Below are 19,699 nucleotides of genomic sequence, written 5' to 3' on the forward strand. Positions count from 1 at the left end.
AGCACCCCCGACCCACCCGGGGCAACGGCCATTCCTAACGGGCGCGATGAACGAGCAAGAGATTTTGAAGGAAAAGCTGGCGAGCTTGCGCAGCGAGCACCGCGACCTGGACGATGTCATCGCCCGGCTGGTCGAACGTGCGCCCTACGACCAGTTGCAGATGCAACGGCTGAAGAAGCGCAAGCTGATGCTGAAGGACCAGATCATGGTCCTAGAGAGCCGGCTGCTGCCGGACATCATCGCTTAATCATTCCCTCTCCCAGGACGGGAGAGGGAGAACCTCGTCACCCCTTCTTGGGCACGGTGAAGAACTGGATGCCCATCTGGAAGCTGCGGGCGATGTTCTCGGCCTTGCCGATCAGGAAATTGGCGCCTTCGGCCGGCAGGACCTCGTGGGCGGTCTGGCGGAACAGGCCCAGCCAGCGTTCAAAATGCGGCGGCTCCAGCCCCAGCGAGATGTGGACCGGCATCGGACGCCCGTCGTAGCGCTGGGTCAGCAGGGCGATGGACGACCAGAAATCCATCATCTTGCGCAGGTGCGGCTCCCAATCGGTGATGGCACGGCCAAAGATCGGGCCAAGCTCCTCGTCCTTCATGATCTTGCCGTAGAAGGTCCGCACCAGCGTCTCGATCGACGCCTCGTCGATGCCGACGGCGGCCATCCGTTCCTCCGCCATGGCGGTGCGGATGTCGCGGTGTTCCTTGCGCTGGGTGTCGCCGAGGTCTTCGCCGGAAACGGGGTCGGTCATGCGATGGGTCCGCCGAGTGAATTGAGCAGGGTCTATCCGGTCCATATAAGGCGGCACCATAAAGTGGAACCATGTTCCGCCGGAAGGGCCGGAATGTCGCAGCCGCAGGGTGGGATTCGTGGCACGCAGGCGCTGAGGAACGGCGCCGCCTCTGGACAGAAGCCCGACTCTTCCTATAATGCGCCGCTTTCCGGACCTTGAGGAAAGCGCCAGGCCGTGACCGCCGACCACTCCCCCAACAGCACCGCTTCGGCTGCCGGCGTCCAGCCGCTGGTCGGCATCATCATGGGCAGCCAGTCCGACTGGACGACGATGAAACACGCCGCCGACACGCTGGCGGCGCTGGGCGTCCCGCACGAGGTCCGCATCGTTTCCGCCCACCGCACCCCGCACCGGCTGGTGGAATACGCCACCACCGCCAAGGCGCGCGGGCTGAAGGTGGTGATCGCCGGGGCCGGTGGCGCCGCCCATCTGCCGGGCATGGCCGCGTCGATGACGCCGCTGCCGGTCTTGGGCGTGCCGGTCGAAAGCCACGCGCTGAAGGGCATGGACAGCCTGCTGTCCATCGTGCAGATGCCGGGCGGCGTGCCGGTCGGCACGCTGGCCATCGGCAAGGCCGGCGCCATCAACGCCGCCTTGCTGGCCGGCTCTGTCATAGCATTGATGGACCCGGCGGTGGCCGACGCGCTGGACGGTTGGCGCGCCCGCCAGACCGCCGCGGTCGCCGAAGCCCCCGTCGACGATCCTGCCTGATAACTGGCCTGATCACTGGCCCGGACAACTTGAAAGCCTCACCGTCATGACCGGCACCCCATCCGGCACTCCCCTGCCCCGCCTCGCCCCCGGCTCCACCATCGGCATGCTGGGTGCCGGACAGCTCGGCCGGATGACGGCGCTGGCCGCGGCACGTCTGGGCTACAAGACCCATGTCTACGCCCCCGACGCGTCCGACAGCCCGGCGGCGCAGGTCAGCGCCGCCGCGACCGTCGCCGGCTGGGACGATCTGGAGGCGCTGGAGCGCTTCGCCCGCTCGGTCGATGCGGTGACGCTGGAGTGGGAGAATGTGCCGGTCGCCACGGCCGAGCATCTGCGCCGCTTCACCAACCTGAACCCAGGCCCGAACGTGCTGTCGGTGGCGCAGGATCGCATCGCGGAAAAGAGCTTCGTCAACGCGCTGGGCATCGCCACCGCTCCCTGGCGCGCCGCCAACAGCGCCGAGGAGGTCGCCCGCGCGGTGGCCGAAGTCGGTCCGCGCTGCGTGCTGAAATCGACGCGGCTCGGCTATGACGGCAAGGGCCAGGCCCGGCTGGACAGCGGCAGCGATCCGGCTGCCGCCTGGGCTAGCATCGGCGGCGGCAAACCCGGCGTGGAGGGCATCGTCGAGGGCTTTGTCACCTTCGCCTGCGAAGTGTCGGTGATCGTCGCCCGCGGCGCCGACGGCGCGATGGTCGCCTATCCGGCGGTGGAGAACCGGCACAAGGACGGCATCCTCGACGTCACCATAGCACCCGCCGCGCCGGAAAAGGTGTCGGCGGCAACCGCGGCGGAGGCCGACCGCATCGCGCGGCGCATCGCCGAGGCCCTGGATCTGGTCGGTGTGCTGGCGGTGGAGATGTTCGTCACCGCCGATGGCGCCGTGCTGGTCAACGAGATGGCGCCGCGCCCGCACAATTCCGGCCACTGGACCATGGACGCCTGCGCCACCTGCCAGTTCGAACAGCTCGTCCGCGCCGTCTGTGGCCTGCCGCTGGGCTCGGTGGAGCGGGTGGCCGATGCCGAGATGACCAACCTGATCGGCGACGACGTGCTGAGCTGGCCGGAATTGCTGGCCGAGCCCGGCGCCCGGCTGCACCTGTACGGCAAGGCGGAAGCCCGGCCCGGCCGCAAGATGGGCCACGTCAACCGGCTGTTCCCACGGCGCTGACGCCGGCACCGTGGCAGAAGCCGAAAGGCCCCGCGACCGGCACGGTCGGCGGGGCCTTTTCTATTTGGACGGAGGCTCGGTCCCGTCGCCACCGACGTGCAGCCACTGCACGCGCTGCGCCGGCGGATGGACATCACCGGTTTCTCGGCCGCGACGGGACGGCTGGAGAATGGCGGTTGAGCCTGCCCGGCTCAAGGCCGAAAGAGCGCAACCTGAAGGCGCAAGCAGCGTACCGCTTCCAAGACAATCAAACGGTGTTTCAGGCTCCAGCCAGATATGGTGCCGCTCACAACGGGTAGGGCCGCCCGCGGCCGGACAAATCCGCGGTCCTCAGGAAGCGGGCATTCCATCGCCACAACCTTTCGGAGGTAATCACCGGCTGGCGTTCGGAATAAGCCTGATTTCCGCTTTTTGGTTGCGGTTCCGACATTTACGTTCAGCCAACGGTAATCGGGCGAATAATCCCCATCGCCAAGCAAATATCACCTTTTGCAGCAAAAATATCGGCAGCCAGCGTGAAATGGTTGAGACAATACGCCAATCTGGAGATCCGAAATGCGCTTTCCAGTTCTCGACGGCTGGCGCGGCTTATGCGCCGTGTTCGTCGCATTATTTCACTTCAACGCTTCAGGACATTTCTACCTCGTTCCGTTCGTTCGCGGTAGTTATTTGTTTGTGGATTTCTTTTTTGTCCTCAGCGGTTTCGTCATCACCCACGCGTATATCCACCGCTTAAACTCGACCGCGGACGGCAGGAATTTTCTGGTCAGACGCCTTGGCCGGGTCTGGCCGCTGCATGCCGCCACCCTGATCGCCTTCATTCCGCTGGAGATCGTGAAGGCATTGGCGGTCAGCGGCGAGACGGCTGCCTTCACCGCCCGCTTCGCGCCTTCCTCCATTCTCAGCAACCTGTTCCTTGTGCATTCCCTAGGCATCGAGGACGGGTTGACCTGGAACATTCCGAGCTGGTCGATCAGCGCCGAGTTCCTCGCTTACGTCACCTTCGCAGCGCTCTGCCTGCTGGCCCGCCGCACATGGCTGGTGACGATGTCGGCGGTGGCGCTGTCGGCAGCCGGAGCCTTCGTGGTCATGGGATGGTCCGACCAATACATAGACACCAGCTTCGACTTTGGATATTTCCGCTGCCTCTATGGTTTCTTCACCGGCCACGTGGCGTATCGGCTGTTCCAGGCGGCCCGCGGCACCGGACTGTCCAGGCTGTCGTTGCGGTGCCCGACAGCCGGGTCGCCGATAGCCGGACTGAGCGAGGGGCTCAGCCTTGCCGCGGTGATCGTCTTCGTTGCAACGGCGCGCGGGAATGCCCTGTCCTATGCCTCCCCCCTGCTGTTCGGTTTGGTCGTTTGGGTGTTCGCCTTTGAAGGCGGGGTGATTTCCCGGCTGCTGGCGATGCGGCCTTTCCAATGGCTGGGCGCCCGCTCCTATTCCGTCTACATGGTGCATGCGCTGGTCATCGCGCTGTACGAGAAGGCGGCGGTCGCAATGCAGAGGCTGTCGGGCCAGCCGATGTTCATCGAACAGGCGGCCGACGGCGCTGAAGACCGGCTGATCTTCTTCGGTGCCACCTGGATGATGGATCTTCTGGCGCTCGCCTATCTGGGGACGGTGGTCGCGGTCGCCAGCCTGACCCACCGCTTCGTGGAGATACCCGGACAATCCAGCTTCAACGCCTTGCTGCTGAAGCGGCGCAAGCCTGCGGTCCGGCCGGCGACGGTGGAAGTTGCCTGACCTGCTTAACCATGTTGCATGACGAGGCGACTCTGGATCAAAGACCCGATGGGGTCGCCTGTTCATGCCTGACGCCATCGACAAATATCATTTCGACACCGGAACGATTCAGTCAATTTCTTGGTGACGTTGCCAATCGCAGTCATGAGCATCCGGCAAAGTTACTTCGGGTATTTTGCATTTACGAAATAGATGTCTCAAATTGCCGCGTTCGAGCCGGACGAAGGTCATTTCCCATCGATGCGGCTTTTATCTCGTATCAATATTGGTTACTCTCTGTTGCATTCAGGAAGAAACTCTCTAAACTTTGATGTAATTTGTAGTCGGATGACGATGCCCTTGTCGCAGGAAAGCGCAGGTCGCTCCCCTCCCCCGATCGGACCGGCCGTCACCCCGGCCTCCGGTGCGGCCGGCCATCGCCGTCCACAGTCCAGCCGCGACCGCGACCGCTTCGTCGGTTTTGCCTTCGCCGCCGCCGATCTGCTGATCGAATCGGACCCCCACGGCAACATCCTGTTTTCCGCCGGCGCCCGCTGCCGGCTGACCAGGGGCGAGGTCGGCGGGCTGGTCGGCAGCAACCTGATGGAGGTGGTGGCCCCCGGCGACCGCAAATACGTCCATGTCCTGTTCGACCGCATCCGCGAAAAGGCGCGGATCAAGCCATCGCGCGTGATGTTCCAGGCCTTCGACGGTCAGCAGTTCCCGGCACTGCTCGGCGGCTGCCGGCTCGATTCCTGTCCCGGTTCCCTGTTCCTCACCGTGCTGCTGACCGCTCCGGCCCGTGGCAACGGCGGCAGTGGGTCGGTGACGGCGGCCCAGGGTGAACTGCTCGACCAGTGCGGCTTCGCCGGCATCCTGGAGGAGCGCATCCACGCTGCGCGCGAACGGGGACTGGAGCAGGGGCTGACCCTGCTGCTGGTCGAAGGCTTGCAGGCGATGGTGGACTCGATGCCGGAGGGAGCGGCGGCGGAGGTGCGCGAGGGCATCGATGCCTATCTGCGCGGCATCTCCGCCGACGGCGACAGTGCCGGACAGCTGACCGGCGACCGCTACGGCATCGTGCATGCCGCCGACATCGACGGGCGCGAGGTCCAGGGCCACATCGCCCAGATCATCGAGGCGGCGGGCGGTGCCCTACCCGGCGGCATCCGGTCCTGGACGCTGGACATGGCCGACGACCGGCTGGACGCCGCGGATGCCGCCCGCGCGCTGGTCTACACCGTGCAGGCCTTCGCCTCTGCGCAAGGCGGCGAGTTCACCATCTCCAGCCTGGAGGATGGTGCCAACCGCCTGATGGCTGGGGCGGTGGAGCGGATCGGGCAGCTGCGGGCCACCATCGACAACCGCGACTTCGTCGTCGTTTACCAGCCGATCGTCGACATCGGCACCGGTGCCGTCCACCATCTGGAGGCGCTGACCCGGGTCGAGGGGATGAGTTCGCCGGCCGACTTCATCACCTTCGCCGAGGATGTCGGGCTGATCTACGACTTCGACCTGCTGCTGACCCGCACGGTGCTGGACACGCTGCAGCAATTCCGCAAGGAACCGAAGCTGCCCGATGTGGCGATCAACCTGTCGGCCAAGACGCTGATGAGCCCGATCTTCTTCAAGCAGTTCCAGTCGGTCGTCGCCCCATACGGCGATCTGGCCTCGAAGCTGCTCATCGAAGTGACGGAAACCGTCGTCGTCACCGACATCGCCAAGCTGAACGAGGTGTTGCAGAAGCTGCGCGAAAGCGGCTTCCGCATCTGCCTGGACGATGTCGGCGCCGGCTCCACCAGCTTCCAGTCGCTGTACGGCATCCAGGCCGACTATGCAAAGATCGACGGCAAGTTCGTCCGCGGCGCCGTGAACAGCCCGCGCGACATGGCAATGCTGCGCAGCATGGTCGATGTCTGCCGCCAGCTGGGACTGGAGCTGATCGGCGAGCAGGTGGAGGAGACGGTGCACGCCGAGCTGCTGAACGGCTTGGGCGTGTCCTTTGCCCAGGGCTTCCTGTTCAGCCGGCCGTCGAGCGACTTCGCCTATTTCGCCAAGGACTGGTCGAAGGTGCGCGGCGGCGGCAAGGTGCTGCTGAAGGGCTGAGGCGGAGGGACTGGCGGGCGCGGACCTGCCGGACCGCCGGTCCGGCCTCAGGCGAGAACCGCCGACCGGCTGAAGCCGCTGAACACGCCCATTTCCTCGATGCTGTGGACTTGGTCGAGCCGATGACGGGCCGCGTTCAGAAGCTCCCGGTTGCGCGCCAGCGTGTCGCGGCCGGCATAACCGTCGCGCAGATGCACACGGTTCAGCAAGGCTTCCGCCTGGTCCAGGGCTTCCATAATGGTCACTGCAGTATCGGCGTCCATCGTCGTTCCCTTGTTCGCTGCGTCGCACCGGCAAGCTGTCGTGCGCTCCTCAATGACCCGACCTTAGCCGCCGCAACTCGCCGCCAGGTAGAGGACGTTTGGTCGCATGTACAAGATAACGTGTTGGATTTTATTCGTTATTTTGCTTTGCTTGACTCGTTTCTCTCCAACCATTGGGTCTGCACGCGGATGACCTTCTCGGTTGCGGAAAACGCCTGCCGGCGGGTGAGAACGAAAACGACGCCGCTGGACGCGGCGATCAGCGGAATCGGGCCGATGATCCAGACCAGGGCCGCCAATGCGAAGTAATAGGCGCGGATGCCCCCGTTCAGCGCGACGATGGCCAGGGTCAGCGCCTCGCTGATGGTCCGGGCGATCTCCCGGCGGTCCTGCGGCGGCACCGGCGGCATCGGCGCGGAGCCGATCAGGGCGCAGCAGTAATTGTACTGGCGCAGCGCCCAGGTGAACTTGAAGAAGCCGAAGGTGAAGATCACCACCATCAGCAGCATCTTGATCTCGAACATCTGGTGCGAGGTCGGGACGGCGAAGGACAGGTCCGAAATCACCTGCTGCGCCCGCTCCGCCGCACCGAAGGTGCCGATCAACCCGGCCAACACCAGCATGTTGGTGGAGGCGAAGAAGGTGCAGCTGTGCATGGTATGGCCGAACAGCTGCGCGTCCATGATGCGGTTGTCGCGCTCCAGCATCCGCTCGATCCAGTGGCGGCGCACGATCCGCAGATGCCGGTTCACAACGTTGCGGTTGGACAGCAGATGGTCCTGGGTGACGGTGAAGCCGACCCAGGAGCCGATGAACCAGACGAAGGCGACGATGTCGAGCGTGGTGACGTCTGGCGGCATGGCGGCGGGGTCTTGGCAAGGTGACGGGGGGAGCAGGCACCCGTGTACGCCGGCAATGGGCGGGTGTCCACCTGCGGGTATCCGAGAGGCCCCCCTACTCCCCGCGCGCCTGCACCGCTTTCAGCACGTGGACACGGATGGCGCTAGACAGGTTGCCGGTCCGGGTCTGGTCGATCTCCTCGATCAGGGCATTGACCGACAGGCCGCGGGACTGCGCCACCGATTTCAGGGAGTCCCAGAACTCTTCCTCGAGGGAGACGCTGGTGGGATGGCCGGCGATCAGGACCGAACGCTTCTTCATGGTCACTCAACGCATCGCAGTGGGAGATGGGGGTGGTCAGAGGAAGGCCGGCGCGGCCGGGATAACTCACCCCCACCCTAACCCCAAGCTTAGCCTGGACCAACCATCCGTTCGGGGCGAACCCATTGATCGAATTGCTCATCCGTCAGGAGTCCGAGTTCCCGCCCGGCCTCCTTTAGACTTGTCCCTTCCTTGTGGGCCTTCTTGGCGATCTTCGCCGCATTGTCATAGCCGATGTGCGGGTTCAGCGCCGTCACCAGCATCAGGCTGTCCGACACCAGCTTGGCGATGCGCTCGCGGTTGGCCTCGATTCCCACCACGCAATTGTCGGTGAAGCTGGTCGCGGCGTCGGCCAGCAGGCGGATCGACTGCAGGACGTTGAAGGCGATCACCGGCTTGAACACGTTCAGCTCGAAATGGCCGGTGGCGCCGGCGACGGTCACGGTGGTGTGGTTGCCCATAACCTGGGCACAGACCATCGTCATCGCCTCCGACTGGGTCGGGTTGACCTTGCCCGGCATGATGGAGGATCCCGGCTCGTTCTCCGGCAGCGACAGCTCGCCGATGCCCGAGCGCGGACCGGATCCCAGGAGGCGGATGTCGTTGGCGATCTTCATCAGAGACACTGCCAGCGTGTTCAGGTGGCCGTGCACGTCGACCAGCGAATTGTGGGTTGCCAGCGCCTCGAACTTGTTCTCTGCGGTGACGAAGGGAAGGCCGGTGAAGGCCGCCACCTCCTTGGCGAAGGCTTCGGCGAAGCCCGGCTTGGCATTCAGGCCGGTGCCGACCGCGGTGCCGCCCTGGGCCAGCCGGTAGAGCTGCGGCAGCGCGCCCTTCACCCGGCCGATGCCGTAGGAGATCTGGGCGGCATAGCCGGAGAACTCCTGCCCCAGCGTCAGCGGCGTGGCATCCTGGAGATGGGTGCGACCGATCTTGACGATGTCCTGGAAGGCGTCGGCCTTGGCGTCGAGCGCCGTGCGCAGATGCTCCAGCGCCGGGATCAGGCTGTGCACGATCTCGTCGGCCGCCGCGATGTGCATGGCGGTGGGGAAGCTGTCGTTCGACGACTGCCCCATGTTGACATGGTCGTTGGGATGGATCGGGGTCTTCGCTCCCATGGTGCCGCCCAGCCGCTCGATGGCGCGGTTGGCGATCACCTCGTTGGCGTTCATGTTGGTCTGGGTGCCGGACCCGGTCTGCCAGACCACCAGCGGGAAGTGATCGGCCAGCCGGCCGTCGATCACCTCGTCCGCCGCCTCCATGATGGCGGCGCCGAGTTTCGGATCGAGCACGCCCAGCTTCATGTTGGCGGCGGCGGAGGCACGCTTCTGGATGCCCAATGCGCGCACCAGCGGCACCGGCATGCGCTCCCCGCCGATGCGGAAATTCTGAAGCGAGCGCTGGGTCTGAGCGCCCCAGTAACGGTCGGCCGGAACGTCTATGGGGCCGAAGCTGTCGGTTTCGGTGCGGACACCGCTCATGGTCGGACCTTTCCTGATCGCCGCTTTTCACGGGTGGAACGGGTTGCAACTGCCCCCGCCCCGCCTGATCTTTGCGGTGGACACCGGAACGGCAAGGGCCGGGACTGCGCAGGCCAGGGACACGTTCAAAGCGGGAGCTTGAGCGACTCGGCGGAAATCCTCGCTGTTCACTCGAATTTGTTCTTGTTGCGTTCGCCGTTCTTCCGTACGCTTTCTTTAACGATCCGCCGCAGGACCAGCGGCTGTCGACAGCGATTGGGGGAACAGGATGGACGATCTGGCACACGACCATATCCGCGCCTTCATTGCCCGGACGCGCGTTGCGGAGATGAAGAGCCGCGGCTGGCGGGTTCTCGGCCCCGGCGAGGAAGGCTCCCTGCTGATGGAAGGCCCGATGCCGACCGGCCGGGCCGTGATGCTGGAGGAGCCCATCGGCGGGCTTTTCGGCGATCTGATCGCCCGCGCCATGGCGCGCGCCGACGCCCGCGACCGCACCGCCACACGCCGCGCCGCCTGATCGACTTTTTCGGGAATTAGCATTTTCAGGGGGTTGTGACTGTCCAACCGGATGGGCGGGACTGCACCCTTTGGTGGTCCCTCCCTCCAATTCCCTCGGGCGGTCTGAGCAACCGGACATAGCGGTGCGTGTTGTCATCATGCATGCTACCCGCCGGGGCATCCGACGGGGATCATTGCAGCAGGACTTCAGACGGCGTCATAGACGTTTTGAGGTAACTCTTCGGGGCTGCCTTAGATAACGCGACCATAGATCGGAAGTACCCCCGAAGATACTACCTGCCGCATAGTCCCGTTAGGAAGTCTTTAACTCACTCAATGGCTTGATAGGGCCATCGGGAACGCTCAGGCCTAGGGAGATTTACATGATCGGCGCCGTCAACTCGAAGAAGATCACCTCCTCCTCCGCGGCCCATATCGCGCTTCTCGACCAATTCATTCGACTGACGCAAGACACCATCGTCGAACAGGACGATGCCTTCGTCCGCGACAGCTTGGTCGATCTTCTATCGAACCTGCGCAGCGAGCGTGCCGATTATGCCGAGATCATCGGCGCGTCCGCTCTGAACCGCGCCGTCTGATCCCCGCCTTTCAATCTTCCCTGGCACCGTCTTCCGCTGCGAGGTTGGACAGGGCCTCCCCGGTCAGGCGGTAGGGAAGCCATTCCCTCATCTGGCGGAAGCCGACCCGGTCGTAGAATCCACGAGCCGGGTTCCAGTCCAGAACGCTGAGATCCACCCGGCGGTAGCCGCGCTCCACCGCGCTTTTCGCCACGGCGGCCAGCAGCTTGCGGCCGACGCCGTAGCGCCGGGCGTCCGGCGTGACATAGAGATCCTCGACATAGAGACCGGGCCGCCCCTCCCAGGTGGAGAAGTTGCGGAAGGCCAGCGCGAAGCCGACCGGCGCGCCGTCCAACTCGGCGATCAGCGCCTCGAACACCGGCTGCGGCCCCCAGCCGTCTCGGCGGAAATCCTCCTCGGTCGCCTTGACCGCATCGGCCTCGCGCTCGAACTCCGCCAGTTCGCGGACGAAGCGCAGGATGGTCGTGCAATCCTCCTCGACGGCGGGGCGGATGGTGACGGTCGGCAACGAAGGCGGCATCGGAGGCGGGCTCCCTGAAAATTTGCCAAATGGCATTGGGCGCAAAACGAAACGGGGAGCGGACCATAGCCCGCTCCCCGCATTTTCGCACTCCCGATAAACCGGAAGCCGTCAATCGTCGCCGCCGCCCTTAAGGTCCAGGATGCTGCGCAGTTCCTGCACACGCCGTTCGGCGCTGTGTTCGGCCAGCACCCGCTTGCGCGCCCGGCGGCCGAGGTCGGTCAGGTGGTTGCGCGGCAGCATCATCGCCGTGGTCACGTCGTCGGTCTGCGCCGCCACCAGAATCTCACGGCCGGGCTCGAAGAAGCTGTCCAACCCCTCCCACCGGTCGGCGACGATGGCGGCCCCGCAGGCGGCGGCCAGGAACAGCCGGGGCGACGGGCACCAGCCGATCCGTCGCTCGTCGTCGCGGGCCAGCGTCAGCGCGAGGCTGGCCGAAGCCAGCACATCGGCATGACGCACCGGGTCGAGATCGGGGAAGGTCAGGATGTTGGTGGTGCGCGGCACCCCGTCGGGCAGATCGGCACCGACCAGTGCGAAGCGCCGGCGGGTCAGCCGTTGGGCCGGGTCGATGAAGAATTTGTCCAGACCCTCGCGGATGCCGTCCGGCCCGCCGACGATGCAGCAGAGATCGGCCAGATACTCTCGCTTGAAGTCGCCGGGCTTGTCCTCCTCCGGCACGACCCAGGGGTAGAGCGGCGCCACCGACTCCGCCCCCGCCTTGGCACGATAACGGTCCAGCGCCGGCCCGCCGCAGGAGGCGAGCACCATGTCGAAGCCGGCCAGCCCGTCGGCCGGCAGATGCTCCACCGCCTCTCCCGCCTCCAGCGCCGTCAGGCTGACCGCAGCCTCCGGATCGTAGAGCACGCGGCGCGGGGTCCTGGACTGGCGGACGAGGTCGGCGGCGGTACGGGCGTCCGGCCCCTGCGCCACCACCAGCGCCACGCCGGCATCGTCGGCCTGGGCCGCAGCCGCCACCGCCACCTCGTCCCAGGCGCCGTAGGACAGCACCTCGCCGCCGGGAATGGTCCAGGGGACGGAGGGGCCGGGGCCGGTGCGCTCAACCGCGACGACGCGATGGCCGCGGATCGCCAACCCATGGATCAGCGCGCGCCAGCGCATGCTGTGCCCGCCATCCTGGCGGTACCCGCTGGTCAAGCCTCTGTTGGTCAAGCCCCCGTTGGTCAAGCCGAGGATCACGATTTTCATGGCTTCGGCACCCTTGGCGTTCCGCGGCGGGAAGCCGCTTCCCGATGGAAGCGCTCCCGGATCAACGCGATTGGAGAAGGTGGTGTTCCGGCTTCCGGTCCCGTCCCGGCAGCCCTGCCCAAGACGAACTCAACCTGGACAAATCCGGCCGGGTTCGGCGCCTGGAGACAGGGCTTTGCCGGACGGGATTTGCGAAAGCGTTGCATTGAAATTTGATATGGACCGGTCCGGCGGCCCTGCAAGCGTATACCCCTCGCAATAGGCGTTTCCCCGATAGGGCTGCCCATTTGACGGTTGAGCCTTGCGGCCGGGGGCCTTAGGGTCACGGCCCGGTTTCCCCTCCGATCACGGTCGAGCGCATGCGACTTCCGTTCCGTCATCCCGCCCGCCTCCTTCTCGCCACGCTGCTGATGGCCGGCTGCCAGAGCACCGGTGCCACCGCACCGGTCGCAACCGGAGCCGCAACCTCGGCGTCCGGTACCGCGACGGCGGCCGTCCAGCCCGTGGCGCAGCAGCCCGCCTCCTTCCCCGAATGGCTGGCGGCGCTTCGTGCCGAGGCGCTGGGCCAGGGCATCCGTCCGCAGACCTTCGACCGCGCTTTCCAGCGGGTGAAGCTGTCCGACCGAGTCGTAGAGCTGGATGGCGCACAGCCCGAGTTCACCCGGCAAGTGTGGCAGTATTTGGACAGCGCCGTGAATGAAAAGCGCGTCCAGGACGGCCGTCAGAAGTTGCAGGAGCATGCGGCGTTGCTTTCCCGCATCACCCGCCGCACCGGCGTTCCGGGAGAGATCCTGGTCGCCTTCTGGGGGGTGGAATTGGACTTCGGCAAGTCGACCGGCAACTTCTCGGTCATCGACGCGCTGACGACGCTGGCCTTTGAAGGCCGCCGCGCCGCCTATTTCCGGTCGGAGCTGCTGGCAGCCCTGCGCATCCTCGACTCCGGCGACATCGCGCCGGAGCGGATGACCGGTTCCTGGGCCGGCGCCATGGGCCAGACCCAGTTCATGCCGACCGTCTTCCTGCGCAACGCGGTGGACGAGGATGGCGACGGCCACCGCGACATCTGGGGCAGCATGCCCGACGTGCTGGCCTCCACCGCCAAGTTCGTGCTGGCGAATGGCTGGCGGCAGGGAGAGTCCTGGGGACAGGAGGTGCGGCTGCCCGACGGCTTCGCTTACGATCAGGCGGAGCTGAGCATCACCAAGCCGCTGTCGGAATGGCGCCGGTTGGGTGTGCGTCCGCTGGACGGCGGCGATCTGGGCGGCGAGGGATCGGCGGCGATCCTGGTGCTGGCCGGGCATCGCGGCCCTGCCTTCCTTGTGCGGGACAATTTCCGCGCGATCATGCGCTACAACCCGTCGACCAGCTATTCGCTGGCCGTCGCCATGCTGGCCGACCGCATGACCGGCAAGCCCGGCGTCCGCGGCCCCTGGCCGCGCGAGGAACAGGCGCTGAGCCGCGACGAGCGCATCGACCTGCAACAGCGGCTTGCATCGCTAGGGCTGGAGCCGGGTGCCGCCGACGGCATTGTCGGGGCGAACACCCGCAACGCGGTGCGGCGCTTCCAGGCGTCTGTCGGCGAGATCCCGGACGGCTTCGCCACCAAGGCCCTGCTGGAGCGGCTGCGCCAGCGGTCGTGAGGATAAGGCCGTGACGGGTGGCTGAGGCTATTGTCCAGCTACCCCCTCGCCCCCCATGCCGCCGCGCAGCAGGCCCCAGGCGGCCGGCAGCAGGAACGCTGCAATCCCGGCGCCGACCAGCGCGTCGGGCGCTCCGTCCAGCAGCAGCCAGCTTGCCGCCAGCCCCAAGAGGCCGGCGCCGAGCGGCAGGACATCCTTGCGCGAACACAGCCAGATCGCCCGCAGGCTCAGCCTGCCGCGCCGGCCGGCGAACAGCAGGGTCGCGGTCGCCACCGTCACGCCGATGGCCAGCAGCAGGGCCAGACTGGCGAGCGGCACGTCGGGGATCGCCATGCCGGCGATGCTGCGCCCGGCCGTTACCACCAGCGCAACCGCCGCAACACCCATCGCCGCCCCGTGCAGCATCGACAGGCGCGCATGCCAGTCCGGCCGGCGCCCGAGCCCGACCAGCGTCACCGCATGACCGGCGGCATGGTTCAGCACCAGCAGGGCCGCACCCCACAGGGTGACCGCCTGCGTCGCGTTGGCGGAGGCGAGCAGCAGGGCGCCGAGCAGCCCGTTCACCACCATCGCCATCCGCATGGTGTGCTTCAGATCACCCGATCCGCCGGAAAGACGGGATGTTCCACCGCCACAGGATCCACCACCGCATCCGCCGCTCATCGCACGCCCCATTTTGAAACCCGACAGGGAAATCATAGGAGCGGCGGAAGCGTGCGTCCATCACCATCAGAGATTTCTGATATGTGCCGATCTCACCCGTCCGGTATCGAAAGAGGTGTCCGACCGCGCGGGCTACCCATTCGAACTGCGGCGGGGATAACCCGGCCCACCCAACGGTGCATGGGCTGTCTCATTGGGCGCTTACCCGTCCCCCTCCATGAAAAGCGGGCCGTCGAGGCGGATATCGGGACAGACACAGCCGCATCATCGGAACCACTCCATGACGAAGCGTCCCGCCTCCCCCATCAAGATCCTGATTGTCGACGACAACCCGCTGTTGCAGCGGGCGTTGAAGGACATGCTGGGGCTGTGGGGCGTCGGCCAGATCACCGCGGTCGGCAACGGGCAGGAGGCCAAGGACGCGCTGCGCCGCGAGGTCTACGACCTGATGGTGACGGACTGGGTGATGGAACCGGTCGGTGGCGCGCAGCTGGTCCAGTGGATCCGACAGTCTCCGGGCAGCCTGCGGCCCGGCATGCCGATCATCGTGCTGACCGCCAACGCCGACCTCGCCACCGTGCGCAGCGCCTGGGATGCCGGCGCCGATTCCGTGCTGGCGAAGCCGGTGCCGGCCGCGACCCTGGCCCGCCGCATCGACGCGGTGCTGAACCGTCGCGACGGCTCCCTCCGGACGGGAACTGCCGAGCCGGGACGCGATGCCGCCCGTCCGGCGGCCAACCCGGCCGGTCAGGGCAGCCCGTCGACCACCAGCCTGCCTTCCCCGCGGCCGGCCACGCCGCGCCCGGCGGCGAGCGGGATGGCGCATCTGCCCCCTCCCGCAACGCCACCCACGACACCGACGAACCCGGTGCCGCCGACCCCGGTACCGCCGACTGCGGTTCCGGCCTCCGCCATGCCGCCCGACCGTGGCGCCGCCACCATGCGCAGCGACGACCCCAAGCGGATGCGGATGCTGCTGGCGCTCGACAAGCTGGAGGCGGCAATCGAGCGGCCCGACCCGATCGGCAGCCGGCTGCGCCATGCCCTGTCGGATGTGCAGATCGCCACAGCCGGAGATTCCGCCGCGTCCTCGGTCGTCGCGTCGCTGTCCACCTGCGTCACCTGGGTGGAACCGGACATCGAAGGCTATGTCGATGCGCTCCAGGCCCATGCCGCGGCCCTGCGCTGGCTGGCGGGTTCGGACGGCGGCGCCCAGTCGATGGCGGTGGCGCTTTGCCTGATCCGCACCCTGCGGGCCAGCGTCCGCACGCTGGCGGCCCGAGGCCAGAGCGACTTCGGCAATTGGCCGGAAGGCGGCAGCCCGACCCCTCCGGGCAAGTCCCCCCTGACGGGGCGCTGAGTCCCTTCCCATATCGTCTGGTGACGATCTGGGCGAGAGAGGGACGGAGAGGGAATTTCCGCAAGGCAGGGCATTCCATACGCTCCGTTACGGAAGACCGGCGGTTGCCGCGCCGTTCCTTGCTTTTTGCAGGACGGCCGGCCGCAGCCGTTGCGATATAAGACAGCCTTCATTACCTTTTTGCCCAGCGAACAAATCGGTTCCCCAGCACTCCGTCCAGGAGTTTGCCAGGCTGCCGACCGATGGGAGGAAATGAAGAATGGCGCTCGCAACAGTGTCTCTCGAAGACAAGTACGCGCTCGAACAGGGGCGTGTTTACCTCACCGGCACCCAGGCGCTGGTGCGCCTGCCGATGATGCAGCGCCAGCGCGACCTTGCCGCCGGGCTGAACACCGGCTGCTTCATTTCCGGCTATCGCGGCTCGCCGCTGGGCGGCTTCGACCAGAATCTGTGGAACGCCCGCAAATTCCTGGAAAAGAACCACATCCAGTTCCAGCCCGGCGTGAACGAGGAGCTGGGCGCCACCGCGGTCTGGGGCAGCCAGCAGGTCGGCATGTTCAAGGGCGCCAAGTATGACGGCGTCTTCGCCATGTGGTACGGCAAGGGCCCCGGCGTCGACCGGTCGGGCGACGTGTTCAAGCATGCCAACGCCGCCGGCACCTCCCGCCACGGCGGCGTGCTGGTGCTGACCGGCGACGACCACAACTGCAAGTCCTCCACCTTCCCGCACCAGTCCGAACACGCCTACATGCACTCGATGATCCCGGTGCTGAACCCGTCGGGGGTGCAGGAGATCCTGGATTACGGCCTGATCGGCTGGCAGATGAGCCGCTATTCCGGTTGCTGGATCGCGATGAAGACCATCGCCGAGACGGTGGACACCTCGGCGTCGGTCTACATCGACCCGCACCGCGTCTCCCCCATCGTCCCTGCCGACTTCCCGATGCCGCCGGGCGGCCTGAACATCCGCTGGCCCGACCCGCCGCTGGAGCAGGAATACCGGCTGATGAAGCACAAGCTGTACGCCGCCCTGGCGTTCGCGCGTGCCAACAAGCTGGACCGGGTGGTGATGGAGAGCCCGCGTCCGCGCTTCGGCATCGTCACCACCGGCAAGAGCTATCTCGATGTCCGTCAGGCCTTCGACGAGCTTGGCATCACCGAGGAGATGGCGGCCGACTGGGGCATCACCGTCTACAAGGTCGGCATGCCCTGGCCGCTGGAGCGCGACGGCGTCCGCCACTTCGCCGAGGGTCTGGAAGAGATCGTCGTGGTCGAGGAGAAGCGTGCGGTCATCGAGAACCAGTTGAAGGAACAGCTCTACAACTGGAACCCCGACGTCCGCCCCAAGGTGGTCGGCAAGTTCGACGAGCAGGGCGAATGGATCCTGCCGAGCGCCGGCGAGCTGACGCCGGCGCAGATCGCCGTGGTGATCGGCCGCCGCCTGCAGCGCTTCATCGAGAACGAGAACCTCGCCCGCCGCATCGCCTTCCTCGACGCGCAGGAGAAGCAGAAGGCCCATGTGGCGCGCGTGGTGCGCAAGCCGACCTTCTGCTCCGGCTGCCCGCACAACACCTCCACCGTCGTGCCGGAGGGCAGCCGGGCGCTGGGCGGCATCGGCTGCCATTACATGGCAACGTGGCTCGACCGCTCGACCGACACCTTCACCCAGATGGGCGGCGAGGGCGTGCCGTGGGTCGGCCAGGCCGCTTTCACCGACGAGAAGCACATCTTCGCCAATCTCGGCGACGGTACCTATTTCCATTCCGGCATCCTGGCGATCCGGCAGGCCATCGCCGCCAAGGTGAACATCACCTACAAGATTCTGTTCAACGACGCGGTCGCCATGACCGGCGGCCAGCCCTTCGACGGCACGCTGACGGTGCAGTCAATCGCCAACGTCCTGCGGGCGGAAGGCGTGCAGCGCATCACCGTCGTCAGCGACGAGCCGGAGAAGTACGGCATCGGCAACGGCCTGCCGCAATTCACCACCGTCGAGCATCGCGACGATCTCGACCGCGTGCAGAAGGAGATGCGCGAGGTCCCTGGCGTCAGCATCCTGATCTATGACCAGACCTGCGCCACCGAGAAGCGCCGCCGCCGCAAGCGCGGCAAGATGGTCGACCCGGCCAAGCGCGTGGTGATCAACGAGCTGGTCTGCGAAGGCTGCGGCGACTGCTCCGCCAAGTCGTCCTGCGTGTCGGTGATCCCGCAGGAGACCGAGTTCGGCCGCAAGCGCCAGATCGACCAGTCGAGCTGCAACAAGGATTACTCCTGCACCAAGGGCTTCTGCCCCAGCTTCGTGACGGTGGAAGGCGGGTCCTTGCGCAAGCCGAAGCCGGCCGCAGCGAAGTCGGCCGACGCCACAGCCCTGCCCGCCCCCGCCGTCCCGGCCTTCGACAAGACCTGGAGCCTGTATGTCACCGGGGTCGGCGGCACCGGCGTCGTCACCATCGGCGCGCTTCTGGGTATGGCCGCGCATATCGAGGGCAAGGGCGTCGGCGTGCTCGACATGACCGGGCTGGCGCAGAAGGGCGGTGCGGTCACCAGCCACATCCGCATCGCCAACACGCCGGAGGACATCCACTCCGTCCGCATCGCCGCCGGCGGGGCCGACGCGGTGCTGGGCTGCGACCTGATCGTCGCGGCGGCAGGCGACGGCCTGTCGAAGATGACCGCCGGACGCACCCGCGCCGTCATCAACACCCATGACAGCATCACCGCCGACTTCATCAAGAAACCGGACATGGTGATCCCGGTCCGCGATCTGGTCGGCGACATCCGCAAGGCCTGCGGCGGCGAAGCCAATGTCGATGCCTTCGACGCGACCAAGCTCGCCACGGCGTTGCTGGGCGACAGCCTCTACGCCAACCCGTTCCTGATGGGCTATGCTTGGCAGAAGGGTCTGATCCCGCTGAGCGAGGAGTCGATCATCAAAGCCATCGAGCTGAACGGCGTGGCGGTGAAGCTGAACCTCGACGCCTTCCAATGGGGCCGCCGCGCCGCCGTCGATCTGGCGTCGGTGGAAGCCGCTGCGAAGCCTCAGGAGGTGGCGCAGGCCGTGCAGTCGCTGCTGCTCGATCAGCGCCGCCAGTCCGGCAGCCTGGACGAGGTGATCGAGCGCCGCCACCGCTTCCTGGTCGATTACCAGGACGCCGCCTATGCCGCCCGCTACCACGCGCTGGTCGATTGGACCCGCCGGACCGAGCAGCAGAAGGTGCCCGGCTCCACCGCGCTGACGGAGGCGGTCGCACGCGCCCACTTCAAGCTGATGGCCTACAAGGACGAGTATGAGGTGGCGCGGCTCTACACCGACAGCGGCTTCGTCGAGAATGTCCAGCGCATGTTCGAAGGCGACTGGAAACTGACCTTCCACATGGCCCCGCCGGCGATGGGCGAGACCGGAGAGGACGGCGGCGAACCGAAGAAGAAGAGCTTCGGTCCGTGGATGCTGCCGGTCCTGCGCCTGCTGGCCAAGGGCAAGCGTCTGCGCGGCACCCGGCTCGACCCGTTCGGCCGCACCGCCGAGCGGCGCCAGGAACGCCAGCTGATCGCCGACTATGAGGCGGTGGTGGGCGAGCTGCTGAACGGCCTGACCCGCGAGAAGCTGGATCTGGCGGTGGAGATCGCCAGGGTGCCGATGGAGATGCGTGGCTACGGCCCGGTGAAGGCCCGCAACGTCACGGCGGCGAAGGCGAAGGAGGCCAAGCTGCTGGCCGACTTCCGCGCCCCGGTCGCCGCCCCGCAGCCGCTGGCGGCAGAGTGAGGCAGTCCTGAGGCGGTGCAGGCAAACAAATGAAGTTT

General features: G+C 66.5%; 18 protein-coding genes. 10 read left to right on the forward strand and 8 right to left on the reverse strand.

Annotated features, from left to right (window positions below; all coding sequences use genetic code 11):
• The first annotated feature begins 46 nt into the window (after positions 1 to 46).
• Positions 47 to 247, forward strand: coding sequence for a YdcH family protein (locus tag ACWPN8_RS10080; protein ID WP_085089646.1), 201 nt, complete (start codon positions 47 to 49; stop codon positions 245 to 247).
• Between the two features lie 37 nt (positions 248 to 284).
• On the opposite strand, the gene ACWPN8_RS10085 is transcribed toward ACWPN8_RS10080, so the two are convergent.
• On the reverse strand, positions 285 to 749 hold the full coding sequence (locus tag ACWPN8_RS10085; protein WP_247872882.1) for a group III truncated hemoglobin: 465 nt from the start codon (positions 747 to 749) through the stop codon (positions 285 to 287).
• A gap of 216 nt (positions 750 to 965) precedes the next feature.
• Here ACWPN8_RS10085 and purE point away from each other — a divergent pair, with 216 nt between their 5' ends.
• From purE to ACWPN8_RS10105, 4 genes are all read left to right on the forward strand, one after another.
• Positions 966 to 1,502: a 5-(carboxyamino)imidazole ribonucleotide mutase gene (gene purE / locus ACWPN8_RS10090; protein ID WP_492240678.1), complete on the forward strand. Its 537-nt coding sequence runs from the start codon at positions 966 to 968 to the stop codon at positions 1,500 to 1,502.
• 46 nt (positions 1,503 to 1,548) lie between these two features.
• Entirely contained in the window at positions 1,549 to 2,673 is a 1,125-nt protein-coding gene (locus ACWPN8_RS10095; protein ID WP_492240679.1) for a 5-(carboxyamino)imidazole ribonucleotide synthase, read from the forward strand.
• Between the two features lie 555 nt (positions 2,674 to 3,228).
• Positions 3,229 to 4,419: an acyltransferase family protein gene (locus ACWPN8_RS10100; RefSeq protein WP_492240680.1), complete on the forward strand. Its 1,191-nt coding sequence runs from the start codon at positions 3,229 to 3,231 to the stop codon at positions 4,417 to 4,419.
• Between the two features lie 333 nt (positions 4,420 to 4,752).
• Positions 4,753 to 6,504 (forward strand): EAL domain-containing protein, encoded by a 1,752-nt coding sequence (locus ACWPN8_RS10105; protein ID WP_492240681.1) that lies wholly within the window; start codon positions 4,753 to 4,755, stop codon positions 6,502 to 6,504.
• Positions 6,505 to 6,551: 47 nt separating this feature from the next.
• Here the strand turns inward: ACWPN8_RS10105 and ACWPN8_RS10110 are convergent, their stop codons facing one another.
• From ACWPN8_RS10110 to fumC, 4 genes are all read right to left on the reverse strand, one after another.
• Positions 6,552 to 6,767: a hypothetical protein gene (locus ACWPN8_RS10110; RefSeq protein WP_492240682.1), complete on the reverse strand. Its 216-nt coding sequence runs from the start codon at positions 6,765 to 6,767 to the stop codon at positions 6,552 to 6,554.
• Between the two features lie 137 nt (positions 6,768 to 6,904).
• Complete coding sequence (locus ACWPN8_RS10115) at positions 6,905 to 7,627, reverse strand: DUF599 domain-containing protein (protein ID WP_492240683.1); 723 nt, start codon at positions 7,625 to 7,627, stop codon at positions 6,905 to 6,907.
• Positions 7,628 to 7,721: 94 nt separating this feature from the next.
• Positions 7,722 to 7,928, reverse strand: a complete 207-nt coding sequence (locus ACWPN8_RS10120) for a ribbon-helix-helix domain-containing protein (RefSeq protein ID WP_109096824.1) — start codon at positions 7,926 to 7,928, stop codon at positions 7,722 to 7,724.
• An 89-nt stretch (positions 7,929 to 8,017) separates the two neighbouring features.
• Positions 8,018 to 9,409, reverse strand: a complete 1,392-nt coding sequence (gene fumC, locus ACWPN8_RS10125; protein WP_492240684.1) for a class II fumarate hydratase — start codon at positions 9,407 to 9,409, stop codon at positions 8,018 to 8,020.
• Between the two features lie 268 nt (positions 9,410 to 9,677).
• Here fumC and ACWPN8_RS10130 point away from each other — a divergent pair, with 268 nt between their 5' ends.
• The gene (locus ACWPN8_RS10130; RefSeq protein WP_492240685.1) at positions 9,678 to 9,926 is read left to right on the forward strand and encodes a hypothetical protein; all 249 of its coding nucleotides are present in this window, start codon (positions 9,678 to 9,680) and stop codon (positions 9,924 to 9,926) included.
• A 364-nt stretch (positions 9,927 to 10,290) separates the two neighbouring features.
• Positions 10,291 to 10,506, forward strand: coding sequence for a hypothetical protein (locus ACWPN8_RS10135; protein ID WP_109048389.1), 216 nt, complete (start codon positions 10,291 to 10,293; stop codon positions 10,504 to 10,506).
• Between the two features lie 10 nt (positions 10,507 to 10,516).
• Here ACWPN8_RS10135 and ACWPN8_RS10140 read toward each other — a convergent pair whose 3' ends face one another.
• Positions 10,517 to 11,026: a GNAT family N-acetyltransferase gene (locus ACWPN8_RS10140; protein WP_492240686.1), complete on the reverse strand. Its 510-nt coding sequence runs from the start codon at positions 11,024 to 11,026 to the stop codon at positions 10,517 to 10,519.
• Between the two features lie 111 nt (positions 11,027 to 11,137).
• A complete protein-coding gene (locus tag ACWPN8_RS10145; protein WP_492240687.1) occupies positions 11,138 to 12,235 on the reverse strand; it encodes a glycosyltransferase family protein in 1,098 nt (365 codons plus the stop codon).
• A gap of 359 nt (positions 12,236 to 12,594) precedes the next feature.
• Between ACWPN8_RS10145 and ACWPN8_RS10150 the strand changes: the two genes are divergently transcribed.
• Entirely contained in the window at positions 12,595 to 13,875 is a 1,281-nt protein-coding gene (locus ACWPN8_RS10150) for a lytic murein transglycosylase (protein WP_492240688.1), read from the forward strand.
• A gap of 27 nt (positions 13,876 to 13,902) precedes the next feature.
• Here ACWPN8_RS10150 and ACWPN8_RS10155 read toward each other — a convergent pair whose 3' ends face one another.
• Entirely contained in the window at positions 13,903 to 14,457 is a 555-nt protein-coding gene (locus ACWPN8_RS10155; RefSeq protein ID WP_492240689.1) for a hypothetical protein, read from the reverse strand.
• 361 nt (positions 14,458 to 14,818) lie between these two features.
• Between ACWPN8_RS10155 and ACWPN8_RS10160 the strand changes: the two genes are divergently transcribed.
• Positions 14,819 to 15,898, forward strand: a complete 1,080-nt coding sequence (locus ACWPN8_RS10160) for a response regulator (protein WP_492240690.1) — start codon at positions 14,819 to 14,821, stop codon at positions 15,896 to 15,898.
• A 259-nt stretch (positions 15,899 to 16,157) separates the two neighbouring features.
• A complete protein-coding gene (locus tag ACWPN8_RS10165) occupies positions 16,158 to 19,661 on the forward strand; it encodes an indolepyruvate ferredoxin oxidoreductase family protein (RefSeq protein ID WP_492240692.1) in 3,504 nt (1,167 codons plus the stop codon).
• Positions 19,662 to 19,699: the final 38 nt, after the last annotated feature.

The sequence above is a fragment of the Azospirillum sp. UENF 112521 genome (assembly GCF_058780665.1).

What these genes read in the sequence shown, in the direction of transcription:
- ACWPN8_RS10080 (WP_085089646.1), top strand. Translation starts at nt 47, where the DNA reads ATGAACGAGCAAGAGATTTTGAAGGAAAAGCTGGCGAGCTTGCGCAGC.
- ACWPN8_RS10085 (WP_247872882.1), bottom strand. Translation starts at nt 749, where the DNA reads ATGACCGACCCCGTTTCCGGCGAAGACCTCGGCGACACCCAGCGCAAG.
- ACWPN8_RS10095 (WP_492240679.1), top strand. Translation starts at nt 1,549, where the DNA reads ATGACCGGCACCCCATCCGGCACTCCCCTGCCCCGCCTCGCCCCCGGC.
- ACWPN8_RS10100 (WP_492240680.1), top strand. Translation starts at nt 3,229, where the DNA reads ATGCGCTTTCCAGTTCTCGACGGCTGGCGCGGCTTATGCGCCGTGTTC.
- ACWPN8_RS10105 (WP_492240681.1), top strand. Translation starts at nt 4,753, where the DNA reads ATGCCCTTGTCGCAGGAAAGCGCAGGTCGCTCCCCTCCCCCGATCGGA.
- ACWPN8_RS10110 (WP_492240682.1), bottom strand. Translation starts at nt 6,767, where the DNA reads ATGGACGCCGATACTGCAGTGACCATTATGGAAGCCCTGGACCAGGCG.
- ACWPN8_RS10115 (WP_492240683.1), bottom strand. Translation starts at nt 7,627, where the DNA reads ATGCCGCCAGACGTCACCACGCTCGACATCGTCGCCTTCGTCTGGTTC.
- ACWPN8_RS10120 (WP_109096824.1), bottom strand. Translation starts at nt 7,928, where the DNA reads ATGAAGAAGCGTTCGGTCCTGATCGCCGGCCATCCCACCAGCGTCTCC.
- fumC (WP_492240684.1), bottom strand. Translation starts at nt 9,409, where the DNA reads ATGAGCGGTGTCCGCACCGAAACCGACAGCTTCGGCCCCATAGACGTT.
- ACWPN8_RS10130 (WP_492240685.1), top strand. Translation starts at nt 9,678, where the DNA reads ATGGACGATCTGGCACACGACCATATCCGCGCCTTCATTGCCCGGACG.
- ACWPN8_RS10135 (WP_109048389.1), top strand. Translation starts at nt 10,291, where the DNA reads ATGATCGGCGCCGTCAACTCGAAGAAGATCACCTCCTCCTCCGCGGCC.
- ACWPN8_RS10140 (WP_492240686.1), bottom strand. Translation starts at nt 11,026, where the DNA reads ATGCCGCCTTCGTTGCCGACCGTCACCATCCGCCCCGCCGTCGAGGAG.
- ACWPN8_RS10145 (WP_492240687.1), bottom strand. Translation starts at nt 12,235, where the DNA reads ATGAAAATCGTGATCCTCGGCTTGACCAACGGGGGCTTGACCAACAGA.
- ACWPN8_RS10150 (WP_492240688.1), top strand. Translation starts at nt 12,595, where the DNA reads ATGCGACTTCCGTTCCGTCATCCCGCCCGCCTCCTTCTCGCCACGCTG.
- ACWPN8_RS10155 (WP_492240689.1), bottom strand. Translation starts at nt 14,457, where the DNA reads ATGCGGATGGCGATGGTGGTGAACGGGCTGCTCGGCGCCCTGCTGCTC.
- ACWPN8_RS10160 (WP_492240690.1), top strand. Translation starts at nt 14,819, where the DNA reads ATGACGAAGCGTCCCGCCTCCCCCATCAAGATCCTGATTGTCGACGAC.
- ACWPN8_RS10165 (WP_492240692.1), top strand. Translation starts at nt 16,158, where the DNA reads ATGGCGCTCGCAACAGTGTCTCTCGAAGACAAGTACGCGCTCGAACAG.